17 protein-coding genes, 2 tRNA genes and 3 rRNA genes are annotated in these 23,587 nt (G+C 39.8%); 9 read left to right on the top strand and 13 right to left on the bottom strand.

All coding sequences use genetic code 11. The features are described from left to right. Positions 1 to 64: 64 nt before the first annotated feature. The 9 genes from MHI39_RS03190 to MHI39_RS03150 form a co-directional block, all read right to left on the bottom strand. Positions 65 to 140 (bottom strand) — tRNA-Val (locus tag MHI39_RS03190). A gap of 6 nt (positions 141 to 146) precedes the next feature. Next, positions 147 to 218, bottom strand: a tRNA-Glu gene (locus MHI39_RS03185). A 44-nt stretch (positions 219 to 262) separates the two neighbouring features. Then, a 5S ribosomal RNA gene (gene rrf / locus MHI39_RS03180) occupies positions 263 to 379 on the bottom strand. Positions 380 to 446: 67 nt separating this feature from the next. Further along, positions 447 to 3,414: ribosomal RNA gene (locus MHI39_RS03175) — 23S ribosomal RNA — on the bottom strand. Between the two features lie 176 nt (positions 3,415 to 3,590). Continuing rightward, positions 3,591 to 5,143: ribosomal RNA gene (locus tag MHI39_RS03170) — 16S ribosomal RNA — on the bottom strand. The 16S, 23S and 5S rRNA genes sit together here with 2 tRNA genes alongside, the layout of an rRNA operon. A 732-nt stretch (positions 5,144 to 5,875) precedes the next feature. Beyond that, on the bottom strand, positions 5,876 to 6,838 hold the full coding sequence (uvsE, locus tag MHI39_RS03165; RefSeq protein WP_342541416.1) for a UV DNA damage repair endonuclease UvsE: 963 nt from the start codon (positions 6,836 to 6,838) through the stop codon (positions 5,876 to 5,878). Between the two features lie 28 nt (positions 6,839 to 6,866). Beyond that, the gene (locus tag MHI39_RS03160) at positions 6,867 to 7,181 is read right to left on the bottom strand and encodes a hypothetical protein (protein WP_058004142.1); all 315 of its coding nucleotides are present in this window, start codon (positions 7,179 to 7,181) and stop codon (positions 6,867 to 6,869) included. 46 nt (positions 7,182 to 7,227) lie between these two features. Next, entirely contained in the window at positions 7,228 to 7,653 is a 426-nt protein-coding gene (locus MHI39_RS03155; RefSeq protein ID WP_058004141.1) for a ferritin-like domain-containing protein, read from the bottom strand. Between the two features lie 115 nt (positions 7,654 to 7,768). After that, a complete protein-coding gene (locus tag MHI39_RS03150) occupies positions 7,769 to 7,918 on the bottom strand; it encodes a hypothetical protein (protein WP_212946271.1) in 150 nt (49 codons plus the stop codon). Positions 7,919 to 8,085: 167 nt separating this feature from the next. On the opposite strand from MHI39_RS03150, the gene MHI39_RS03145 reads away from it, so the two are divergent. Further along, complete coding sequence (locus MHI39_RS03145; protein ID WP_058004140.1) at positions 8,086 to 8,349, top strand: transcriptional regulator SplA domain-containing protein; 264 nt, start codon at positions 8,086 to 8,088, stop codon at positions 8,347 to 8,349. Then, positions 8,342 to 9,370 (top strand): spore photoproduct lyase, encoded by a 1,029-nt coding sequence (gene splB / locus MHI39_RS03140; protein WP_058004139.1) that lies wholly within the window; start codon positions 8,342 to 8,344, stop codon positions 9,368 to 9,370. The genes MHI39_RS03145 and splB overlap by 8 nt, the downstream gene beginning before the upstream one ends. Positions 9,371 to 9,523: 153 nt before the next feature. Here splB and uvsE (MHI39_RS03135) read toward each other — a convergent pair whose 3' ends face one another. Both uvsE (MHI39_RS03135) and MHI39_RS03130 read right to left on the bottom strand, forming a co-directional pair. After that, complete coding sequence (gene uvsE / locus MHI39_RS03135) at positions 9,524 to 10,477, bottom strand: UV DNA damage repair endonuclease UvsE (RefSeq protein ID WP_342540669.1); 954 nt, start codon at positions 10,475 to 10,477, stop codon at positions 9,524 to 9,526. A gap of 30 nt (positions 10,478 to 10,507) precedes the next feature. Beyond that, the gene (locus tag MHI39_RS03130) at positions 10,508 to 11,491 is read right to left on the bottom strand and encodes a DUF3231 family protein (protein WP_058004136.1); all 984 of its coding nucleotides are present in this window, start codon (positions 11,489 to 11,491) and stop codon (positions 10,508 to 10,510) included. Positions 11,492 to 11,786: 295 nt separating this feature from the next. On the opposite strand from MHI39_RS03130, the gene MHI39_RS03125 reads away from it, so the two are divergent. From MHI39_RS03125 to MHI39_RS03105, 5 genes are all read left to right on the top strand, one after another. Then, on the top strand, positions 11,787 to 13,583 hold the full coding sequence (locus tag MHI39_RS03125; protein WP_342540668.1) for an HSP90 family protein: 1,797 nt from the start codon (positions 11,787 to 11,789) through the stop codon (positions 13,581 to 13,583). A gap of 937 nt (positions 13,584 to 14,520) precedes the next feature. Beyond that, complete coding sequence (locus tag MHI39_RS03120; RefSeq protein WP_342540667.1) at positions 14,521 to 15,510, top strand: hypothetical protein; 990 nt, start codon at positions 14,521 to 14,523, stop codon at positions 15,508 to 15,510. 31 nt (positions 15,511 to 15,541) lie between these two features. Further along, the gene (locus tag MHI39_RS03115; protein WP_058004132.1) at positions 15,542 to 16,882 is read left to right on the top strand and encodes a DUF4026 domain-containing protein; all 1,341 of its coding nucleotides are present in this window, start codon (positions 15,542 to 15,544) and stop codon (positions 16,880 to 16,882) included. 119 nt (positions 16,883 to 17,001) lie between these two features. Further along, the gene (locus MHI39_RS03110) at positions 17,002 to 18,180 is read left to right on the top strand and encodes an RtcB family protein (protein ID WP_058004131.1); all 1,179 of its coding nucleotides are present in this window, start codon (positions 17,002 to 17,004) and stop codon (positions 18,178 to 18,180) included. A 62-nt stretch (positions 18,181 to 18,242) separates the two neighbouring features. Next, the gene (locus tag MHI39_RS03105; RefSeq protein WP_058004130.1) at positions 18,243 to 18,905 is read left to right on the top strand and encodes a suppressor of fused domain protein; all 663 of its coding nucleotides are present in this window, start codon (positions 18,243 to 18,245) and stop codon (positions 18,903 to 18,905) included. A gap of 110 nt (positions 18,906 to 19,015) precedes the next feature. Here MHI39_RS03105 and fosM read toward each other — a convergent pair whose 3' ends face one another. Together fosM and MHI39_RS03095 are read right to left on the bottom strand one after the other, a co-directional pair. Further along, positions 19,016 to 19,438 (bottom strand): FosM family fosfomycin resistance protein, encoded by a 423-nt coding sequence (fosM, locus tag MHI39_RS03100; protein ID WP_058004129.1) that lies wholly within the window; start codon positions 19,436 to 19,438, stop codon positions 19,016 to 19,018. Positions 19,439 to 19,462: 24 nt separating this feature from the next. Further along, complete coding sequence (locus tag MHI39_RS03095) at positions 19,463 to 20,560, bottom strand: sugar diacid recognition domain-containing protein (RefSeq protein WP_058004128.1); 1,098 nt, start codon at positions 20,558 to 20,560, stop codon at positions 19,463 to 19,465. Between the two features lie 336 nt (positions 20,561 to 20,896). Here MHI39_RS03095 and MHI39_RS03090 point away from each other — a divergent pair, with 336 nt between their 5' ends. Both MHI39_RS03090 and MHI39_RS03085 read left to right on the top strand, forming a co-directional pair. Next, a complete protein-coding gene (locus tag MHI39_RS03090) occupies positions 20,897 to 22,039 on the top strand; it encodes a glycerate kinase (RefSeq protein ID WP_342540666.1) in 1,143 nt (380 codons plus the stop codon). A 51-nt stretch (positions 22,040 to 22,090) separates the two neighbouring features. Further along, positions 22,091 to 23,437 (top strand): GntP family permease, encoded by a 1,347-nt coding sequence (locus MHI39_RS03085; protein ID WP_342540665.1) that lies wholly within the window; start codon positions 22,091 to 22,093, stop codon positions 23,435 to 23,437. Positions 23,438 to 23,587 lie beyond the last annotated feature (150 nt).

Here is a 23,587-nt window from a genome sequence, read left to right as displayed (position 1 = left end):
CTGTTGTATTTCAAAGTTGTTATTTCGGTCGTGCTCTACCAATTGAGCTAGGCCGGCATATATATGGTGGAGGATGACGGGATCGAACCGCCGACCCCCTGCTTGTAAGGCAGGTGCTCTCCCAGCTGAGCTAATCCTCCATATGATGACCCGTACGGGATTCGAACCCGTGTTACCGCCGTGAAAGGGCGGTGTCTTAACCGCTTGACCAACGGGCCACATTAAAATAAAGCAAAATAATAGCCCCAAAAAGGGGCCTATAGCCTGGCAACGTCCTACTCTTGCAGGGGGAGAGCCCCCAACTACCATCGGCGCTAAGAAGCTTAACTTCCGTGTTCGGGATGGGAACGGGTGTGTCCTTCTTGCCATAATTACCAGACTATATTTTAAAGGATTTGTACCCTCAAAACTAGATATATAAAGAAGTGTAATAACCTTAAATCTATTTGGTTAAGTCTTCGATCTATTAGTATTCGTCAGCTCCATGTGTCACCACACTTCCACCTCGAACCTATCAACCTGATCATCTTTCAGGGATCTTATTTAGATAAACTAAGGGAAATCTCATCTTGAGGGGGGCTTCATGCTTAGATGCTTTCAGCACTTATCCCTTCCGCACATAGCTACCCAGCGATGCCTTTGGCAAGACAACTGGTACACCAGCGGTGCGTCCATCCCGGTCCTCTCGTACTAAGGACAGCTCCTCTCAAATTTCCTACGCCCACGACGGATAGGGACCGAACTGTCTCACGACGTTCTGAACCCAGCTCGCGTACCGCTTTAATGGGCGAACAGCCCAACCCTTGGGACCGACTACAGCCCCAGGATGCGATGAGCCGACATCGAGGTGCCAAACCTCCCCGTCGATGTGGACTCTTGGGGGAGATAAGCCTGTTATCCCCGGGGTAGCTTTTATCCGTTGAGCGATGGCCCTTCCATGCGGAACCACCGGATCACTAAGCCCGACTTTCGTCCCTGCTCGACTTGTAGGTCTCGCAGTCAAGCTCCCTTGTGCCTTTACACTCTGCGAATGATTTCCAACCATTCTGAGGGAACCTTTGGGCGCCTCCGTTACCTTTTAGGAGGCGACCGCCCCAGTCAAACTGCCTGCCTGACACTGTCTCCCACCCCGATTCAGGGGTGCGGGTTAGAATTTCAATACAGCCAGGGTAGTATCCCACCGATGCCTCCACCGAAGCTGGCGCTCCGGCTTCAAAGGCTCCTACCTATCCTGTACAAGCTGTACCAAAATTCAATATCAAGCTGCAGTAAAGCTCCACGGGGTCTTTCCGTCCTGTCGCGGGTAACCTGCATCTTCACAGGTACTATAATTTCACCGAGTCTCTCGTTGAGACAGTGCCCAGATCGTTGCGCCTTTCGTGCGGGTCAGAACTTACCTGACAAGGAATTTCGCTACCTTAGGACCGTTATAGTTACGGCCGCCGTTTACTGGGGCTTCAATTCAAAGCTTCGTCTTGCGACTAACCTCTCCTCTTAACCTTCCAGCACCGGGCAGGCGTCAGCCCCTATACTTCGCCTTACGGCTTCGCAGAGACCTGTGTTTTTGCTAAACAGTCGCCTGGGCCTATTCACTGCGGCTCTCTCGGGCTTGCACCCTAACAGAGCACCCCTTCTCCCGAAGTTACGGGGTCATTTTGCCGAGTTCCTTAACGAGAGTTCTCTCGCTCACCTTAGGATTCTCTCCTCGCCTACCTGTGTCGGTTTGCGGTACGGGCACCTTTCACCTCACTAGAGGATTTTCTAGGCAGTGTGGAATCAGGAACTTCGGTACTAAATTTCCCTCGCCATCACAGCTCAAGGTATATGGTGACGGGATTTGCCTCGTCACCCCTCTAACTGCTTGGACGCACTATTCCAGCAGTGCGCTTACCCTATCCTCCTGCGTCCCCCCATCGTTCAAACGGTGAAGAGGTGGTACAGGAATATCAACCTGTTGTCCATCGCCTACGCCTTTCGGCCTCGGCTTAGGTCCCGACTAACCCTGAGCGGACGAGCCTTCCTCAGGAAACCTTAGGCATTCGGTGGAAGGGATTCTCACCCTTCTTTCGCTACTCATACCGGCATTCTCACTTCTAAGCGCTCCACCAGTCCTTACGGTCTAGCTTCGCAGCCCTTAGAACGCTCTCCTACCACGGACATCCAGCATTTTTCCGAAGGAAAAGATGCATTGATGTCCATCCACAGCTTCGGTGATACGTTTAGCCCCGGTACATTTTCGGCGCAGAGTCACTCGACCAGTGAGCTATTACGCACTCTTTAAATGGTGGCTGCTTCTAAGCCAACATCCTGGTTGTCTAAGCAACTCCACATCCTTTTCCACTTAACGTATACTTTGGGACCTTAGCTGGTGGTCTGGGCTGTTTCCCTCTTGACTACGGATCTTATCACTCGCAGTCTGACTCCTAAGGATAAGTCATTGGCATTCGGAGTTTGTCTGAATTCGGTAACCCGATGAGGGCCCCTAGTCCAAACAGTGCTCTACCTCCAAGACTCTTACCTTAAGGCTAGCCCTAAAGCTATTTCGGAGAGAACCAGCTATCTCCAAGTTCGATTGGAATTTCTCCGCTACCCACACCTCATCCCCGCACTTTTCAACGTGCGTGGGTTCGGGCCTCCAGTAAGTGTTACCTTACCTTCACCCTGGACATGGGTAGATCACCTGGTTTCGGGTCTACGACCTCATACTCTATCGCCCTATTCAGACTCGCTTTCGCTGCGGCTCCGCCTCTTCAGCTTAACCTTGCATGAAATCGTAACTCGCCGGTTCATTCTACAAAAGGCACGCTATCACTCTGCATAAAGCATAGAGCTCTAACTACTTGTAGGCACACGGTTTCAGGTTCTCTTTCACTCCCCTCCCGGGGTGCTTTTCACCTTTCCCTCACGGTACTGGTTCACTATCGGTCACTAGGGAGTATTTAGCCTTGGGAGATGGTCCTCCCTGCTTCCGACGGGATTTCACGTGTCCCGCCGTACTCAGGATCCACTCTGGAGGGAACGAAGTTTCAACTACAGGGTTGTTACCTTCTTTGACGGGCCTTTCCAGACCTCTTCATTTACTCCGTTCCTTTGTAACTCCGTATAGAGTGTCCTACAACCCCAAGAGGCAAGCCTCTTGGTTTGGGCTTCTTCCGTTTCGCTCGCCGCTACTCAGGAAATCGCAATTGCTTTCTCTTCCTCCGGGTACTTAGATGTTTCAGTTCCCCGGGTCTGCCTTCCTTACTCTATGTATTCAAGTAAGGATACTACCCCATTACGGGCAGTGGGTTCCCCCATTCGGAAATCTCCGGATCAAAGCTCGCTTACAGCTCCCCGAAGCATATCGGTGTTAGTCCCGTCCTTCATCGGCTCCTAGTGCCAAGGCATTCACCGTGCGCCCTTACTAACTTAACCTAAAAGGTTATTTAAAACTACTTAATGGATTCATCCATAAAGTGGCGATTCTCGGTTATTACTTGGTTACTTCTTATATATCTAGTTTTCAAAGAACAAATATGAGAGATAATTCTCTCAAAACTAAACAAACAGAAAACGTCTTAACCACGTAAGTGGTTTTCCATATTCCTTAGAAAGGAGGTGATCCAGCCGCACCTTCCGATACGGCTACCTTGTTACGACTTCACCCCAATCATCTGTCCCACCTTCGGCGGCTGGCTCCAAAAGGTTACCTCACCGACTTCGGGTGTTACAAACTCTCGTGGTGTGACGGGCGGTGTGTACAAGGCCCGGGAACGTATTCACCGCGGCATGCTGATCCGCGATTACTAGCGATTCCGGCTTCATGTAGGCGAGTTGCAGCCTACAATCCGAACTGAGAATGGTTTTATGGGATTGGCTAAACCTCGCGGTCTTGCAGCCCTTTGTACCATCCATTGTAGCACGTGTGTAGCCCAGGTCATAAGGGGCATGATGATTTGACGTCATCCCCACCTTCCTCCGGTTTGTCACCGGCAGTCACCTTAGAGTGCCCAACTGAATGCTGGCAACTAAGGTCAAGGGTTGCGCTCGTTGCGGGACTTAACCCAACATCTCACGACACGAGCTGACGACAACCATGCACCACCTGTCACTCTTGTCCCCGAAGGGAAATCCCTATCTCTAGGGAGGTCAAGAGGATGTCAAGACCTGGTAAGGTTCTTCGCGTTGCTTCGAATTAAACCACATGCTCCACCGCTTGTGCGGGCCCCCGTCAATTCCTTTGAGTTTCAGCCTTGCGGCCGTACTCCCCAGGCGGAGTGCTTAATGCGTTAGCTGCAGCACTAAAGGGCGGAAACCCTCTAACACTTAGCACTCATCGTTTACGGCGTGGACTACCAGGGTATCTAATCCTGTTCGCTCCCCACGCTTTCGCGCCTCAGCGTCAGTTACAGACCAGAGAGTCGCCTTCGCCACTGGTGTTCCTCCACATCTCTACGCATTTCACCGCTACACGTGGAATTCCACTCTCCTCTTCTGCACTCAAGTCTCCCAGTTTCCAATGGCCGCTTGCGGTTGAGCCGCAAGATTTCACATCAGACTTAAGAAACCGCCTGCGCGCGCTTTACGCCCAATAATTCCGGACAACGCTTGCCACCTACGTATTACCGCGGCTGCTGGCACGTAGTTAGCCGTGGCTTTCTGGTTAGGTACCGTCAAGGTACCGCCCTATTCGAACGATACTTGTTCTTCCCTAACAACAGAGTTTTACGATCCGAAAACCTTCATCACTCACGCGGCGTTGCTCCGTCAGACTTTCGTCCATTGCGGAAGATTCCCTACTGCTGCCTCCCGTAGGAGTCTGGGCCGTGTCTCAGTCCCAGTGTGGCCGATCACCCTCTCAAGTCGGCTACGCATCGTCGCCTTGGTGAGCCGTTACCTCACCAACTAGCTAATGCGCCGCGGGTCCATCTGTAAGTGATAGCCGAGGCCATCTTTCAATTCTCCCTCATGCGAAGAAAAAAGTTATCCGGTATTAGCCCCGGTTTCCCGGAGTTATCCCAGTCTTACAGGCAGGTTACCCACGTGTTACTCACCCGTCCGCCGCTAATCATCAGGGAGCAAGCTCCCATCAGATTCGCTCGACTTGCATGTATTAGGCACGCCGCCAGCGTTCGTCCTGAGCCAGGATCAAACTCTCCAAAAAGATGTTTGATATAGCTCTTATAAATAAAAGTAATTCATTGACGTTTCTGTTTTGTTTAGTTTTCAAAGAACTATTTTTGCGACGTTATTTATTTTAACACCACAACTCCGAAGTGTCAATTACTTTTTTAAAATAATTTTTTCGAAGTGTTTTTTTGTCGTATATCCGACAAGATAATACTTTACTAGATAATTAATCTTTTGTCAATAGTTTTAAAAAGTTTATCTAATATATTGTTTTTGTTTCAAATTTGTTACTTTGATATATTACTATAGTATTTCTTGTCATGTCAACAATAATTTTTCTTCTTCTCAACTAATACTGATTTACCTAAGAAATACAATAACAAAACAGTAAGAGGCAAAGAAAAGTAGTTATTAATACACTAATTGAAACGCGCCGTCATGCTCTCCATACTCTTTGCGCATGAATTGAAATAGTTGATGCTGACGGTAATCTTTGCACAATATCCTCTATTAATTATTAAAGAAAATAGGAAAATAACAAGAATAGTAGTAAAAAATCACAAATAGATTAAAAGTGCTAGCAAATTATGTTTGCGTTTGTTTGAGTGAGTACATCATTCACATCATTTCCAAGCACTCCTTGACTCAAGAAACAAAACCAATAAAAAGGAATGAAATATAGAACATGCATTTTATTAAAAAAAACAATCCACTGAATTTCATCCCTTCTGCCAACTACTTTAAACAAAAGCTTTATTACCGGTGACTATAATAATTGAAATGAAGATCCATCGATAATCTTTACCCCTCCTCTTTTTTCCACTTCATTCATTAATTTAAATAGAGCAGCATCCTTCTTTTTCGCCTCAATCATACAATCAATATGTGTAACGCTCCCTTTAATCTGATTTAAAAAACGAAAGAACATATCAATATCAACGTAATCAGCATGATGCCTAAAGGATTTTTCACTTTTAGGGCTCGAAATATGCATTTTAATGGGTAGCGGTGAATCCTTCCATGTTTGTATAATCCTTTCCCAACTCTCCTCCCATTGTTCATGTTGATGAAGGACTAGATGATGGTGATAATCAAAGACAAGGGGAATGCCCAACTTTTCACATAAATATAAAGTATCCTCTACAGTAAAAGATGTATCATCATTTTCAAGCATGATCATTTTTTGTATAGGTAAAGGAACCGTCATCCAATTCTCAATAAATCTTTCAAGGGATTTCTCTTTCTCCTTATAATCCCCCCCTACATGCATCACACAACGATGGGTTGGATTGATTCCCATTCCTTTTAATAGTAGATAATGGAGTTTTAATGTTTGAATGGAGTTCTTTAGAATTTCTTTTTTCGGAGAATTAAGTATGACAAAATGATCAGGATGAAAATCTATCCTCATCTGATGGGATTTGGCGTATTCCCCTACTTCCTTCAATAAACCTTTCAAGGGCTTGATGTAATCCCAATCCAGAAGCTCCTCATGATTAGCCAAAGGAATCAATCGGGAAGTTAATCGATAAAAATGAATGTCAGATGCCACATTATGCTTTAATAGCCTAAGTGTATTTTCTAAATTTTTGCTTGCGATACGTTCTAGTTTTCGGAGGGCGGCTTCACGATCAGGGATACGTTGAAATTGTGCATACGTCATCGTCTTTGATGGGGAAGCATTTTTTAATTCCATACTCATTGCTACATAACCTAAACGGACAATCATCATTCTATCACCTCATATACTAGCTCTTTTATTTAGGAGAAAATCTCTTACTGTTACTTCGCTCCTTAAAGATGAGGAACAATACTTGGTATAGAATATAAACCCCAATATATGCACCCGTAAGTAAGAAATAAACATTTAGAAATACGGAATGGATAGTAGTCATAAAAACGGTGTTGTCTTTGATTACATTTAGGATTGAATAAGCAGCAATATTTCCAAATATAAGGAAAGATAATAACGCTATACTATTAAATAGTAGACGAAGCATTCTCCAGTAATGTTGCAGTATATACATAATGATTGGAACAATCACACTAGCTATACCAATGAAAAATGACATATTTTCTTCTTGCCTCTCCTTCTAACAAGAACTCCTATAACAAATCTTATAGATTTAGATGTTGTAACATCTGAATATGTTGCCTATCTTTGTTTAAAAGTTCTTTAATTAATTGCAAGCTCTCTTCATCTAATTCATCATCAATCAATTCTTCAGTTTTATGAATTCCCATATTTTCTCCTTTAATAGCATCTTCTACAATTCCATCTAATTGGTCTGGAATCATTAAGTTATGTATAGAACCCTGTATAGAGCCCACTAATCCCTCGTCATGAACCGGAGTTCCACCAAGGTTTTGAATTCTTTTGGCCACTTTTGCTGCATCATCTTTAAGTTCTTGTTGAATTCTTTGGAACTTTTGTTTTGTTTCTTGATCGGTTATTTTCTGGATATATTGTTCATAAGCATGAATCCCCATAAATTGACCTTTTAAAAAATTATTGAGAGTTTTTACAGTCTGCTGATTTTTCATTTCATAATTCCTCCATTTACATAAGGATCAAACGAAAAGTGAGGTGTCTATTAAGGAGCTAACGGGCTAACCCTTAATTTTTTAGACACCTCCTTATAACACCATATTGACATTCCTAGTCTTTAGATTTAATCCCTTTTGCATTCGGGTCTACAATATTCCCACCATAATCAGGTAAGTGTCCTGCATGCTGCTTATTATATAAAGAACCTGCTCCCTCAGAGCTATTCATTTTGGTTTGCTTTTGTTTATGATTATTTCTCATAAAAAACACCTCCATTACTTGATATCATCTGCAGCTAACTAAAAATTATCCTTTTATTTATTGAGCTGATTCACTTTTTTCCCATTCAAAATTCTGCAAAAATAATTACATAATTTCCTCTTCTATAGGCATACTGACAGTGACTCTAAAAGAAGTTAGGTGAAAAAATGGACAATAATCAAGCATATAAGCCTGGAGAAGTTGTTTATGTCATTATCCGTAACCCTCATGCTCAAGATGTTGCGAATGTACAACAAGCTGCAGTGGTACAAAATCCGGAAAGCCCCAATCAGCTGGCACTGTTTTTACACGAAACATACTATCCATTAACCGATGAGTTTGCTGTATTTCCATCAGAGAGTGAAGCGGAACAAGCCTATCAAGAAGCCTTTGGTTTTTCCGAGGATGAATTGGGTGGCTATTATGGTTAAGCCCTTTGTTCCTCAGCTCGTTTATGTTGAGCCACAAGCTTTAGAATATTCGCTTGGAAGAGAACTCGTGTCTAGATTTGAATCGATGGGAATCGAAATCCGGCAAACCACATCACATAATCAAATAAGGAATTTGCCTGGCGAAAATCACTTTCAAAAATATCGCATGGCCAAGTCCACACTTGTTATTGGGCTAAGAAAAACATTGAAGTTCGATACTTCAAAGCCTTCAGCAGAATATGCCATTCCGCTTGCAACTGGGTGTATGGGGCATTGTCATTATTGTTATTTGCAAACAACCATGGGAAGCAAGCCCTATATTCGAACCTATGTAAATGTAGATGAAATCTTCGATGCAGCAGAAGAATATATGAAGGAAAGAGCTCCAGAGATCACTAGATTTGAAGCATCCTGTACATCAGATATTGTAGGGTTAGATCATCTTACCCACTCATTAAAAAGAGCGATTGAATTTTTTGGGCAATCAGAATATGGGAAACTTCGTTTTGTTACTAAATTTGCACATGTGGATCACCTGCTTGATGCCAAACATAACGGAAAAACCCGCTTTCGATTTAGTGTAAACGACGACTACATCATTAAATATTTTGAACCAGGAACATCCAGACTTCATGAAAGAATTGAAGCAGCTGCTAAGGTTGCTGAGGCTGGCTACCCATTAGGGTTTATCGTCGCCCCTATTTACTTACATGATGGTTGGAAATCCGGTTATCATGAAATGTTCGAAAAGCTAGAGGCAACCCTTCCCGCTATTGCAAAAAAAGATTTGACCTTCGAGATGATTCAGCATCGCTTTACAAAGCCCGCCAAACGAGTCATCCAAGAAAACTATCCGATGACCAAGCTTGAATTGGATGAATCAAAGCGAAAATGGAAATGGGGAAGATATGGGATTGGGAAATATGTATACACAAGCGAAGAGCAAGAAGATATAAAAGATACATTGGGTGGATACATTCATCGCTACTTTCCTGAAGCAAAGATAGAATATTTTACTTAGGCTAGGTTTATATAGATTTTGATTTTATAAAACCTTATTGTTTTTCGAAGAGGGTTGACGATCCTCAACCTGATATTATTCGTTAAACTAAATTGTACATTCAGAAAAAAGCCAAAATAAATGATGAGCTGCTTTAAGGAAGCCTTCAGCAGCTCACCACTCTACTACAGAGCTTGTAATCCTTTTTACCCCTCTAATAGAAGTTAGATCCTCAATAAGTCTAAACATAGATAAATCTTTTTGCTTTGCCTCAATCATGACATCAAAGTCGCGATCTATTTCCTTTGCCAACTTAAAGAAAGGAAGGACAAAATCTGCGGAAACAAAATTAGCATGTGAACGATATTCTTTCTCAGACTTTGGAGATGAAAGGTGGACCTTTGGAACCATTTGCCGCGATTCCCAGGTATTAAAAATGCGTGGTAAATAATGAATCAACTCAATCCCATCTTTATTCGCCATATAATGATGGTAATCGAGAATCATTGGTATCCCCTCTTTTTCACAAGCCAGAAGTGTTTCTTCAACATTATATGTTTTGTCATCATTTTCTAATGTCATCACTTCTTTAATTTTCTGAGGTACTAATTTCAAGTTTTGATGGAACCTTTTTAACGTAGCCTTTTTATCGCCATATGCTCCACCTATATGAATATTAATCAACCCTCTTTCTAATGCATTCATCGCTTGAAGCATAGAAAAATGGTATTCCATGTCCTTTAGGGCATTTTGTGTCACTTCCTGCCTTGGACTTGTAAAAAGGGTAAATTGATTGGGATGAAAACTGGGACGTAAATTGAATTGATTCACCAAATGTCCCAGGTCCTCCCATTCACTTTTAAACGGAGTAATAAAATCCCACATGACTTCTGGATGCGTTGCTAATGGAACGAGAGAGCTTGAGAATCGATAAAGTTCAATTTCATTGCCAATATTATAATGAAGAATTCGTTTTGTATTGTACAGATTTTGTGCAGTCGTCAAGTGTAGCTTCTCCAACCTGCTATCTTTAGGTAAACTAGAATATCTAGTAAAGGTGACCGTGCTTGAAGGACTAGCATTCCACAGCCTCATTGCATTGGCAACATATCCAAATCGAATCCTCATACCCTTCGCCCCTTACATAAACACGACAAGTTACACTTCCATCTTAGGTGGTTCTTCAAGCCAACCCTTCTCCATCATCAGTCTTGCACCTTCTAGACTAAATTCATATATATCTTTACCAAATACAGTGGTTTTCACTATTAAGTCATTTCGTAAATTAAAGCCGACACTAAATCCTTGTCCCCCAAGACTAAATCCACTTAGTAGATACGTACAAAATAACATCAGCTTTTCAGAAAAAGGAGCGTCTGTTGAACTTGTTAGTGTTCCACCTGATGTCACAGGGGGATTAATATTATTTTGATTCATAATATCTGATAATTCCTTTATGATTTCACTCGAAATTGCTTTTCCTTTAGTAAAATATTTTTTTACTTCATCATCCTTGGAACATTGAGCGAATCCCCTCATTAATTTTGCTCCCAAATCATTCGTCTCATACGAATGATAGATCAAACCAAATTCCACTGCATTAATCTGTCTTTTTTGACCAAAAATATTTGTTCCCTTCATGTATTGTGTATCTGCTATATAGTCAACAGTTTTAGGCATCATTGTATAGGTTGGCTTTGGGAGAAGATCTCGTTCAAGTAGATATTGTGTAAATAGATTGTAATAGGTTTGTGTTAAATCTGTTAGTTGTTTATAAAATTGAACGATGTCCTCACGATAGGCTATCGTCATATGTAGTACATACATCCCCATACTAATCTCTTTTAGTATTCGGCAAAACATAATATCAAAGCCATTTTCAAATAATGTAGGTGCACTAAGATTTACATCTCCGTTTGTAAATCCAATTGGTACTGCTGCTCCTTCATTTTCAAGAAACGTTTTAATTTCGATGACCTTCGGATGGAGCCCTTCCCACAAACCTGACATCAGTTCCTTTGCTCTTTGATCATCTGATTTCTCAATAAAATACTCTAATATCCGTAGAATCATTGTCTTTTTATGATAAGTTGTCCAAAGTGACCCAAGTTCGGTAGAGCTCATTTTAATATGATTTGACATTACATCTATTTCCTCCTGATATTGATCCAAGGCTATATTACCTACATATACTCCATTAGACCTATATAATCTTACACCAATCATATTGATAAATAGTATGTCTGTCTGATATTGGAATTATGCAATTCTATATGCATCTCTCATCATAAATATCCTTATAGGTAAAAAGTATGGTCATTTCCATAATCCGTTGTAATCACCTTATTTTTGCCATATGATAAATATTATAGAATGGTAGAATCAACCAATAATTCAGGCATAAAATCAGTTCATATTTTTAGAAAGGAATTCATTTATGAATGATACTCAACGATTTCAAGTTCATTTAACGGGAATGATAGATATTTTATCTAACCATCTATACAACGAAAAAGATGTATATATCCGTGAACTTCTGCAAAATGCGAACGATGCATTAACCGCAAGACGTAATTATCATGAAGATTTTAAACCTTATATTCATATGTCACTCACAGAAAGTGGTGATTCGCCTCCTACCATTATTTTTGAAGATAATGGGATTGGATTAACTGAAGAAGAGGTTCATCAATTTTTAGCAACGATCGCTAATTCATCAAAAGGTGAAAAGACATTCGGAGATACTAATTCTGATTTCATCGGCCGTTTTGGAATAGGCTTATTGTCTTGTTTTATCGTTAGTGATGAAATAGTCATGGTTTCTACCTCAGCAAAAAATAACGAAACGATAGAATGGCGCGGAAAAGCGGATGGAACCTATGAAATTCGCAAGCTGGAAGGAAAGACTTTTACTCCAGGAACAAAGGTCTATATACGTAGAAAAGAAAAGCTCAATTTACCAGGTGATTGTTTTGAAATTAGCACCTTGCGCCAAACGTTAAAAAAATACGGGGCTTGTTTAGAGCCTAACATTATTCTTGCATATAATGGCTTCGAAGAAGAAATCAATCGCTGGAGTCATCAATTTGCTAATAAAAGTCTTCTGCATCAAATGTCTAGCACTGACATTTTAGCTTTCGGTTCAGAGATATTAGGTATGGATTATCAAGATTATTTTTTTATTGAGAATAAAACAGGTCGGACATATGGTATTGCTTATATTGTTCCCCATACAATCCACATGAATGCCAAGAAATCGAATGCAGTCTTCCTAAATCGAATGTTCGTGACAAAAGAAAGCCAGCATTTATTACCCGATTGGGCTTTATTCATTCATTGTATTTTATGGACAGATGAGCTTAGTCCTATTGCCTCCCGTGAAGATTTCTATCAAAACGATGCATTAGAACAGGTGAGAGAGAGTCTCGGAATAGCAATCAAGAAAAATATAATTGACCTTCCCGATGTTACTTTAACTAAATTAATGCATATTCATTACTTAGGATTTAAAGCACTAGCTAGTCAGGATGATGACTTTTTATCATTTATATATCCTTATTTACCGATGAGAACATTAAATGGTGAACAATCACTGCAGACAATCTTAAAAAACGATGAAACGGTCTATTATACAGACACTGTTGATGCCTTTCGTCAAATCCAGGATATTGCAAGAGCGAAGCAAATGAACTTAATTAATGGTGGCTACACATACGATATTTATATTTTAAACAAACTTTCCCTACTATTATCTAATCATCAACTTCGCTTAATTGACCCCTTAGAAATGACAGATACATTAAAAAAATTAAATTCTGAAGAAGCAGAGCTCTTTGTACACATCATTAACGAAATCAATCAAAAAATGAATGATTTTAAAGTAAATGTTGAACTTCGACGTTTTGAACCTAATCATTTACCAACTCTCTTTATTCACTCCCATCAATCACAAGAGGATCGTGAATTAGAACGTATTGCAGAATCATCCAATTCCTTGTTTAGTGATTTATTAATGTCATTGCAGCCTCAGGAGCCTGCAAGACCTATTCTCTATTTAAATTGGAATAATGTATTAATTCAAAACATCTTAACATCAGATAAAACAGCTGAACAGCTATGTGTAATTGTACAAATTCTTTATATACAGGCTTTACTATTAGGGCATTATCCTTTAAAAAATAATGAATTAGAGATGATGAATCAAAATTTATTGTACTTATTGAAACTTGTTTAATATTTCCGAACTTTACTTATTGCCTTTGTAAAAGCCCTATCGCTAGCTCTTCACCTTGGCAAAGGCCGTAGCAGCTTTTGAAGTTTTGCAGAGAGAAAGTTTAAATACCGGGAAGGTGGTTTCTCCGGGACTCGGTAACCTTTGTGCGGGTTCGTTACCCTATAAGTGGATTTTTCATGGATTCGGTAACCTTTGCGTGGGTTTCGTTACCCTGTTGGTGGATTTTTCACCGACTCGGTCACCTTTGCACAGGGTTCGTTACCCTTTAGGTGAATTTCTCACGGACTCGGTAACCTTTGCACGAGTTTCGTTACCCTTTAGGTCGATTTTTCGCCAACTCGGTAACCTTTGCACAGGGTTCGTTACCCTATAAGTGGATTTTTCGCAGATTCGGTCACCTTTGCACAGGGTTTGTTACCCTATAAGTGGATTTTTCGCGGATTCGGTAACCTTTGCATAGGGTTCGTTACCCTTTAGGTCGATTTTTCACCAACTCGGTAACCTTTGCAAGGGGTTCGTTACCCTTTAGGTCGATTTTTCGCCAACTCGGTAACCTTTGCACAGGGTTCGTTACCCTTTAGGTGAATTTCTCACGGACTCGGTAACCTTTGCACGAGTTTCGTTACCCTTTAGGTCGATTTTTCGCCAACTCGGTAACCTTTGCACAGGGTTCGTTACCCTTTAGGTCGATTTTTCGCCAACTCGGTAACCTTTGCACAGGGTTCATTACCCCCTAGGTCGATTTTTCGCCGACTCGGTAACCAAAGTACCTGTTTACATTCCGTGAAGGAAGAAAACACCGATCCAAGGGAAAATAGCGGAAAACGCCATAAGCCCGCTCCGAATCCTTTACTAGGTGTAAAACATGCAGATTGCGCTTTGACTAAAGCAATAAACTATACGAAAACTGCCTAAAAAAATAAATGAGGTGATTACAATGGAAGATTATATCGAATTATTTGAAGAAACCTTAATGATGGAAGATAACGATTTGGCTAGAATTCCCATACTAGAGCGTATCATTCGAGAAGCGGATAGTCATAATGATATAGAGACTGGAATCGAAGCTCGTTTCGAATTAATTGAAACATGCAATTATTCTGGTTACCCCAAAAAGGTATTACAAGCATTTAGCTGGTTAATGCAAAAATATGAGGAAGATGAATCCTCTGTGGATGAACAACAATTATTCTGGTGCTATAAATGGATTGCGGAGCATGTAGTCGATTTTCCTGAGATTTCAAAAACACAAATTGATGCTCTGTTAACAGATATGAAGGAAAAGTTTAAAGCACGAAACTATTCTTTAAAACCCTATTATCGCGAACGTCTTTATAGTGCGATGAAAATGGGTGATCTAGAGACAGCCAAACAATTTTTTGATAAATGGAAAGAAACACCTGCTGACTGGATGTCTGACTGTCGTGCTTGTGAAGTAAATGCAGAAGTGGAGTATCATTTGTTTGCAGGGGATTTAGAAAAGGCCTATCAGGTTGCACAGCCCCTTCTTATGCAATCACTCACTTGTGCAGAGGTCCCTCATGTCACATTTAGTTATATGGCTTTAGCCTTACATACTATGGATAAAAATGATGCAGCAGAAAAGTGCTACAAAAAGGGATACAAAATGGTCAAAGAAAATGGAGAGTTCGCTGAAGAGATTGGAAATTATATTTTATATTTATTAAAAACCAATCGAAATGACGAGGCAGCTACTATTTTTAATAAAAACTTTGAGTATATTCAAAAGGTGGATACTACAATTGGAAAAATACTATTCTTACAATCTGCATATCCTATTTTCTTAGCACAAAATAATGTTGAGTGGCTGAAGCAAACAGAGAATTATACTAAACAACTTGACTCTCGTAATGGTACTGATTTTTATAAGAATCGCTTAGATGGAATTAAGCTATTAACTATATAAACGAAACTTACAAGGAAATGAGGAGAAACAAATGCAAGTACAAACTAATGCATATCGAGCAGCAAGGGAAGGAACATTAGAACGCAGCTTTTCTGATCTCATCGCGGTTGTTCCCGATGTATTATCTATAGAAGTGGTAAAAGCAAGATTGTTTGAAATTTATGATGAAGTTTCCATCCTTAATGAGGATGAAACTAGTATATTAGTAGAAATAAAATCAGACGATTCTGTAACACCTTATGAAATTCATGTTCAGCCTACTCCAGAAGATGTTCAATATGAGCAATATTACCGCCAGGATCAAACAACTACTGAAGAGGCATTTAAGCAAGCGTATACTGGTTCAGAGATATTTGTTCGAACATTATTTAACGGAGATGTGCTGAGTGGTTTCTACTACCAATTAGATTTTCTTTGGCGAATAGCACCAGACATGTTATTTGCTTTAGATTTAAGTGCAGCATCAAAAGTGATTTCACGAAGCTATATTCAATACCATATTGAAAATACTATCTTACCAGACGTACAGGATTTATACGTTATCCACTCTATTTATGAAGGCGGTGAGGAACAAGAGCCTTCCCAATTCTGGTTCCATACACATGGTTTAAGTAGAGCTGGGTTAACTGATGTAGAGTTAATTATTCCAAATCGACTCTCTTCGTATTATGGAATCCCTGATCTATTTAGTACCTTTGTTAATAATGCAATTGAAAATGGTAATGTTCCAATCAATGAGCCTGTATTGGTTGGCCAAAGTCAATCCGGCTATATCCAAGTAATTGCTGTTCCATGGGAGGAAGGCTTATCTTATGTCGGAAAACAAACATTGTCATTTGATTTAACTGATATCGAAACTGGCGAAATTCGCTTACAGCCGATGGATGCGGGCTATGAGTTTATCGGTGGGATGAAGGATCGTGATGAAATCCATCAACAGCCGTCCTGTATCCTATTCGAATATAAGGAAGAAACAGGATATATGGAATGCTTCTTCAAAGAATATGCTGATAACCAGGAATTAATGTATTACAAAACCAATAGTGAGACTGCACGTATTTCCTTTAATGCTAAGCAAAGCTTTGGTTACTTTAACCAAATTTTCAATATAGAAAAAGAAAATGAGAACTTTCGATTCCTTGGGAAGTTTGGCATCCCTTACTCAGAGGAAGAGCAGGAACATATGTGGTTTGACATGCAGGAAATAGCTGAACCAACGATTAAAGGAATACTCATTAATCAACCCTATTTTATCGATGACATGCAGGAAGGAAATCTTTATGATCTTAATTTTGACCATTTAACAGATTGGGTAATTTACGCTGGTGAGGATGTAATTAACCCAACAAACCTGTATCAATTTTTAGGCTAAAACACTTTACTTTTTTAAAGGAGGGATTCCAATGACAAAGACAATAGAGAGAACTGCGCATACGTAAAAGCGAGAAATACATCATTTCTCGCACTTAAGAATAAAGGAGAAATGATTATATGTTAACACTTAAAGGAAAATATAATGAAGCTATTTGCTATACCGATTTATTAGATGATGCCACAATTGGTCAAATCATCACCTTATGTAATCAAGAATTTGCAAAGGACAGTACCATTCGCATTATGCCAGATACCCATTCAGGAAAAGGCTGTGTGATTGGAACGACAATGACGATACAGGATAAAATTGTTCCAAGCCTTGTTGGGGTTGATATCGGCTGTGGTCTGTTTGTAGTAAAAATTAAAAAAGGTCGGATTAAACTTGATTTTGAGAAACTAGACAAACTCATTCGTAACCAGATCCCAAGTGGACATAGCACTCATGATAAACCGGTTGCTGATTTTGATTTACATGAAATTATCGCACCCATACACCGTGGCTGGGCATCTCGTAGTCTTGGTACACTTGGTGGCGGAAACCATTTTATTGAAATAAATGAAGGAAAAGATGCAATCTACTTAGTCATCCATAGTGGCAGTCGGTCTCTTGGCAAAGAGATTGCTGAGTATCATCAGGAAGTGGCTTATGAAAAATTATCTGCACTTCGTAAACATTTAAAGGAAGAAATGAAGGCTGCACATCAAAAGGGCAATATTGCCGAAGCAAATAGACTGGAGAAAATTCGCAACGATAAGAAGTTGCCCTATGAATTATCCTATTTAGAGGCACAAGACTTACAGAACTACTTGCATGATATGAAAATTGCACAAGCTTTTGCCCAATCAAACCGTGCCCAGATGGCCCAAACCATTCTAAAGGGAATGAAATGGCATAAAGATGTCATTGATTCATTTGATTGTGTTCATAATTACATTGATATCGATCATCTTATGCTACGTAAAGGGGCAACCTCCGCCCAAATGGGAGAGCCACTTATTATTCCATTAAACATGCGTGATGGAAGTATTCTTGCAACAGGGAAAGGACATCCTGATTGGAACTATTCCGCCCCACATGGAGCAGGCAGGATATTAAGCCGCTCAAAAGCGAAGGCACAAATTAGTCTTGAGAGCTATCAAAAGGCGATGAAAAATGTGTGGACCACATCGGTGTCAAAGAAAACATTGGATGAGGCGCCACAAGCATATAAACCAGCCAAGGAAATCGAAAAAGATATTCACGATTCAGTTGAAATTAAAGAAATCATTCGCCCACTTTATAATTTTAAAGGGTGAAATTCATTAGGGGGATTGTCGAAATTTGACACTCCCCTATCAATTTGAAAAGGAGAAATAGTATGAACCTAGAAGAATATAAACAGCAAATGGAGGAGGATGATTTCTCTCCCGGCTGGGATGAAATCGATGCTTCTTTTTCAGAAGTATATGGGACCCAGGAGCCAGCACATTATGGAACGAATATGGTAGCTCGAGCAATTTTTGGTGGAGATGAATATATTGATGGCTATAGTATCTATACATCGGATAAAGGATATAAACATATTGTTACCTTTGGTTTAAGTGAGCTTTACGGGAATGAAGAAGCCTTCGGTGGAGAATATAGCAAATGGGGTTATGAGTTAACGATAAAATTACCCGAAGAAGACAATGAAGAATGTATGTGGGCAATAGATATGCTTTCCAATTTAGCTAGATATACTAATCAATCAAAAGCCTGGTTTAATCCCTTTGATTATGTCGCTGGAAATGGTGAATCGATTCGTATTGGATACCCATCAAAAATCACTGCATTAATTATTGTTCCGGATACAGAGATTCACGGAAAACAAACTATCCATGGGAGATTGGATTTCATGCAGGTTGTAGGTATAACAGAAAATGAACTTCAAGCCATCAAAGGAAAAGGTTTAGAGGAGCGCGAAGCATTTGTGTGCAGGATGCAACAAGATAATCCAGAATTAATTACAGATATGAAAAGAGAAAAAGAATATATAGAGTAAGGCTTGCTCGTTATTTTTTTCAAATAGAGATACATAGATTTAATTTATAAAATATAAATTTCCTGCTTAAACTTTTAAGGATAGTGAGGGGCTACCCCAATAGCCCTCTCCTATTCAAAAAACTCCATATGTCCTTTTTCCTGCTTATAATATTTCAATCGATCTTGTAGTGTTCCCGTATGAAACTCAAATTTGTGACCGTCTGGATCAGTGAAATAAATAGATTTTTTATCCTTCACATCTCTTGGACGCCCCGGAAGAAGATTCACCTGCAAGGACTTTAGCTTTTCCAGCATCTTATCAAAATCCTTCTCTTCTATTGAAAATGCAAGATGTGTATAGGATTGATGGATTTCGTTACGCGGAATATCCTTTTCTTCATTAAGAGCTAACCATATCCCATTTAACTCAAAATAAGCTAAACTCCGACCCTTCACTAAAATCCTCGCATCAAAAACTTTTTCATAGAATGCTATGGATGCTTCTAAATTTGAAACAGAAAATAATAGATGGTTGATGCCTTGTACTTTCATGGTAGCCTCCAATATCCAGTAAATTTATGACCCTTTCTTCTGCATATGTAAAATCCAAATCGCCATTTGCAGGGTTGTTGCATGATTAAATTTTTGTGGATCATATCCTGTAACCTCTTTGATCTTCTTCATTCGATAGATTAGTGAATTTCGATGAATATATAAACTTTTTGCTGTCTCACTTAAATTTAAATGATTGGCAAAGAAATGTTCCAGTGTTTCTATTAATTTCTCTGATAAATTTCCTAATATTCTGTCACAGAACTGCCTAATTGTCCATTTATCCAGTCGATCTAAAAGTACCATTGCTTCAATTTCAGTGTAAGTAATCATACTTTGCGCCTCACTTCCTAATGCAAGTGCTGACATAGATTCGCTAAAGGAATGACGAATATAAGTATCCATTTCCACCACAGATCCAATTCCAATTCTAATTTGTGTTCCTTTTGATGTTAGCCGTTGAATAATCGTTAACAATTTTTCTTTTACCTTTTTTTCTGGAAGTGCAGAGGTTAATAGAAATAAACGATTTGCACTTAAGAAGCCGATCATGGCATGTTGAGAATGAAAAATTCCTTCTAAAAGTTGAATCAATTCCCTTCGATTATATTGACTTGATCCAAGTTCGATGGTTGCGACCTGATAGGGTGATTCCAATTTTACTCCAATCAAATGAAGTCTTTGCTGAATGGATTCCTTATCTATTGACTCCTTCATTAACTCTTCAAAAACCAGCTCCTTCAGTCTCTGCTTCCATTCAAGTTGTTCGGTTATGAATGCCTGCTGTATCATCATTTCTGTTATCATCTTTACTAATTCGCTAAACTCAGCTATCTCATCCGGATGTCCGGTAATTCCTATGACTCCGATGATTTTCTCTTGAAACACAATTGGAAGATTGATCCCCGGGAGTGAACCCTCCCACTTATGAGGATCCTGTTCGTATATATATAATGGCTTACCCGATCGTAATACTTCCATTGCTCCGAAGTGGGCCTTATTCACCCTTGTAGGATCACTTGAAGCAATGATCGTTCCTCTTTCATCCATAATATTTATATTTCGGCGCAGTCTTAACGTGGTTTGTTTTACGATTTCTGTCGCTATCCCCTGTGTTAACAATTTTATCCTCCCTTTTTATATAACTTTGGTATTAAGCCACACTTTCAGCCCCCCCTAATAAAGGGTTTCCTCGGTTCTAAGGAGGATTTGCAGTTCTTTTCTCACTTTATGTTTGAAAAAGAGTATAAAGAAAAAATGACGCTTCATTCGCTCACTTCATCTTCTATTTATCGATACGATTGCCCTTTTATCAAAGATGAATTTATTCTTTTTTGTATAGTATAAACAAAAAATATTCTAAAATCACATGAAATTTCATACATTTTGTACGATGTATAACGATTATTGCAAGATTATAATATTTTTAAAAGTAATTTAGTAAGGTGGTAATTTTTAATGAAAATTGTAATCGCACCTGATTCCTTTAAAGGTAGTTTATCAGCCTTTGAGGCAGCTTCTGCAATTGATCGCGGAATTAAGAAAGCGCTTCCTGAGGCGGAAACCTTAGTCGTTCCCGTTGCTGACGGTGGAGAAGGCACGATGGATAGCTTAGTAGCTGCTACAAATGGACATAAAGTGGATGTAACTGTGACGGGGCCATTATTAGACAAGGTTCAAGCTTCTTATGGCATTCTTGGAGATCAACAAACATGTGTGATTGAAATGGCTAGTGCCTCTGGACTCTGTCTGATTCACCCTGAACAAAGGAATCCACTTCTAACCACTTCATACGGCACGGGTGAACTCATCAAAAAAGCGCTGGATGACGGATGTAGAAAATTTATTCTCGCCATTGGTGGAAGCGCTACCAATGATGGTGGAATTGGGATGCTTCAAGCATTAGGAGTAAAATTGCTAGATTCAAATAGAAAGCCAGTAGGCTATGGTGGGGCTGCGTTATCACAAATCGTTGCCATTGATATGGAGGAATTTGATTCTCGAATTTCGACTTGTAATTTTATTATTGCCTCCGACGTACAGAATCCTCTTATAGGAAGGAATGGTGCCAGCCATATTTTTGGCCCACAAAAGGGCGCAACACCTGAAATGATCACATTTTTAGATCACCATCTATCAATCTGGGCAGATTTAGTAGAGGAGACAACTGGAACTCGTTTACATGATAATCCAGGAGCAGGTGCAGCAGGCGGCATTGGTGGAGCCTTTCAAGCCTTCTTCCCTTCCATTACTAAAAGAGGAATTGATATTGTCATTGAGTATACAGAATTGGAAAGGAAATTAGCTGAAGCTCAATGTGTATTTACTGGTGAGGGACAAATTGATGCCCAAACCGCATCCGGTAAAACACCGATGGGCGTCGCACAAATTGCGAAAAAACATGGCATACCTGTTTTTGCCCTAGCTGGTTCAATTGGTGAGGGAATTGAACATTTATATCCTTGCGGAATAACAAGTGTGCATAGTATTGTAAACGCCCCTATATCATTGGAGGAAGCTATAGAGAAAGCAAATGAATTATTAGCAGCAACCGCTGAACAGGTGATAAGAACTTACACTGCCACACTTAATGCTAGATAGATTCATAAATTTTGGCAATTAGATAACAAAATATAAAAGGAGCTGAGTGTCATGTTATTTTTAGTATTAATTATTGGGGTATTATTAATTGTTTTCGCAACAACTAAGTTCAAGCTTCACCCGTTCTTATCCCTTTTACTCGGAACGCTTTTCGTTGGATTTGCCTCTGGTATGCCGTTGACAAAAATTGTAGAAAATATTAACGGTGGTTTCGGTGGATTAATGACTAGTATTGGTCTTGTGATTGTATTCGGAACCATCATCGGTACGATTTTAGAAAAATCAGGCGCTGCCTTACGTATGGCAGAGGTCATTCTCCGAATTGTAGGTCCCAAAAGACCACAGCTTGCTATGAGTTTAATTGGATACATTGTTTCAATACCTGTATTTTGTGATTCTGGATTTGTTATTTTATCAAGTCTAAGAAAAGCATTAGCTAAACGAGCTAAAGTTGCTGTTGCCTCCATGTCTGTAGCACTTGCCACCGGATTATATGCAACACATACACTTGTTCCACCTACTCCTGGCCCAATTGCAGCCGCAGGTAATATCGGTGCCGATGGATTTTTAGGTACAATCATCCTTATTGGACTGATTGTCTCTATTCCTGCAACAATTGTTGGCTACTTTTGGGCAAAAAAAGTGGCAAGTAAAATTGAGGTTGAAGATGATCAAAATGAACTAGAATACGATTATGATAAAATTGTAGAATCATTTGGTAAAATGCCATCCGCCTTCCAAGCCTTTTTACCGATCATCTTACCAATTATTTTAATCGGAATTGGTTCTATCATCACGGTCGTTGGTGGTAATGGAAATATTGCATCTTTCTTTATATTCTTAGGGCAGCCTGTCATTGCCTTATTAGCAGGTGTGATTGCAGCATTTACTTTATTGCCAAACTATACTGAAGAAACCTTAACCAAATGGGTTGGTGAAGGTTTATATGATGCTGCTCCTATTCTATTAATAACTGGTACTGGCGGTGCCTTTGGAACAGTCATCAAAAATACTGGGATTGCCGACGTAATTCAAGGCTGGGATCTCGCTAACTCTTTCGGAGGAGTATGGTTCTTACTCATTCCATTCCTTATTGCAGCTGCCTTAAAAACGGCTCAAGGTTCTTCCACAGCAGCCTTAGTCATTACATCTTCATTAATTGCACCTATGCTGCCATTAATGGGAATTGAAGGTGCAGTACCACTTGCATTAGTTGTCATGGCAGTAGGAGCTGGTGCAATGACTGTCAGCCATGTCAATGATAGCTTCTTCTGGGTGGTGACTCAATTCAGTGGAATGAAGGTAACAGATGCTTATAAAGCACAAACAATGGCAACATTACTCCAAGGAGTAGTCACCATTATTTTTACGATGATTCTATGGATTATTCTCGTCTAATTATTTAATGTACACAAGTTTAAATCGTTCAAAACACTTGGTTATCCAGGTGTTTTATTTTGCTTTTTTTCAAACATTATTGCTATTTAAGTAAAGTTTTAATTTTACTGTGCCATAAGAACTGCTAGAATCTTTATTGGGAGTAAATCC

Source organism: Heyndrickxia sp. FSL K6-6286, assembly GCF_038630395.1.
Classification (GTDB): Bacteria; Bacillota; Bacilli; order Bacillales; family Bacillaceae_C; genus Heyndrickxia; species Heyndrickxia oleronia.
The sequence above is the reverse complement of the archived record's forward strand: the minus strand, read 5'-3'. Positions and strand labels throughout refer to the sequence as shown.

Coding starts and splice junctions, on each gene's coding strand:
- fosM (WP_058004129.1), bottom strand. CDS start 19,438: ATGAAAGTACAAGGCATCAACCATCTATTATTTTCTGTTTCAAATTTA.
- MHI39_RS03125 (WP_342540668.1), top strand. CDS start 11,787: ATGAATGATACTCAACGATTTCAAGTTCATTTAACGGGAATGATAGAT.
- MHI39_RS03105 (WP_058004130.1), top strand. CDS start 18,243: ATGAACCTAGAAGAATATAAACAGCAAATGGAGGAGGATGATTTCTCT.
- MHI39_RS03145 (WP_058004140.1), top strand. CDS start 8,086: ATGGACAATAATCAAGCATATAAGCCTGGAGAAGTTGTTTATGTCATT.
- MHI39_RS03085 (WP_342540665.1), top strand. CDS start 22,091: ATGTTATTTTTAGTATTAATTATTGGGGTATTATTAATTGTTTTCGCA.
- MHI39_RS03155 (WP_058004141.1), bottom strand. CDS start 7,653: ATGAAAAATCAGCAGACTGTAAAAACTCTCAATAATTTTTTAAAAGGT.
- MHI39_RS03115 (WP_058004132.1), top strand. CDS start 15,542: ATGCAAGTACAAACTAATGCATATCGAGCAGCAAGGGAAGGAACATTA.
- uvsE (WP_342541416.1), bottom strand. CDS start 6,838: ATGATTGTCCGTTTAGGTTATGTAGCAATGAGTATGGAATTAAAAAAT.
- splB (WP_058004139.1), top strand. CDS start 8,342: ATGGTTAAGCCCTTTGTTCCTCAGCTCGTTTATGTTGAGCCACAAGCT.
- MHI39_RS03090 (WP_342540666.1), top strand. CDS start 20,897: ATGAAAATTGTAATCGCACCTGATTCCTTTAAAGGTAGTTTATCAGCC.
- MHI39_RS03160 (WP_058004142.1), bottom strand. CDS start 7,181: ATGTCATTTTTCATTGGTATAGCTAGTGTGATTGTTCCAATCATTATG.
- MHI39_RS03130 (WP_058004136.1), bottom strand. CDS start 11,491: ATGTCAAATCATATTAAAATGAGCTCTACCGAACTTGGGTCACTTTGG.
- MHI39_RS03150 (WP_212946271.1), bottom strand. CDS start 7,918: ATGAGAAATAATCATAAACAAAAGCAAACCAAAATGAATAGCTCTGAG.
- MHI39_RS03110 (WP_058004131.1), top strand. CDS start 17,002: ATGTTAACACTTAAAGGAAAATATAATGAAGCTATTTGCTATACCGAT.
- uvsE (WP_342540669.1), bottom strand. CDS start 10,477: ATGAGGATTCGATTTGGATATGTTGCCAATGCAATGAGGCTGTGGAAT.
- MHI39_RS03120 (WP_342540667.1), top strand. CDS start 14,521: ATGGAAGATTATATCGAATTATTTGAAGAAACCTTAATGATGGAAGAT.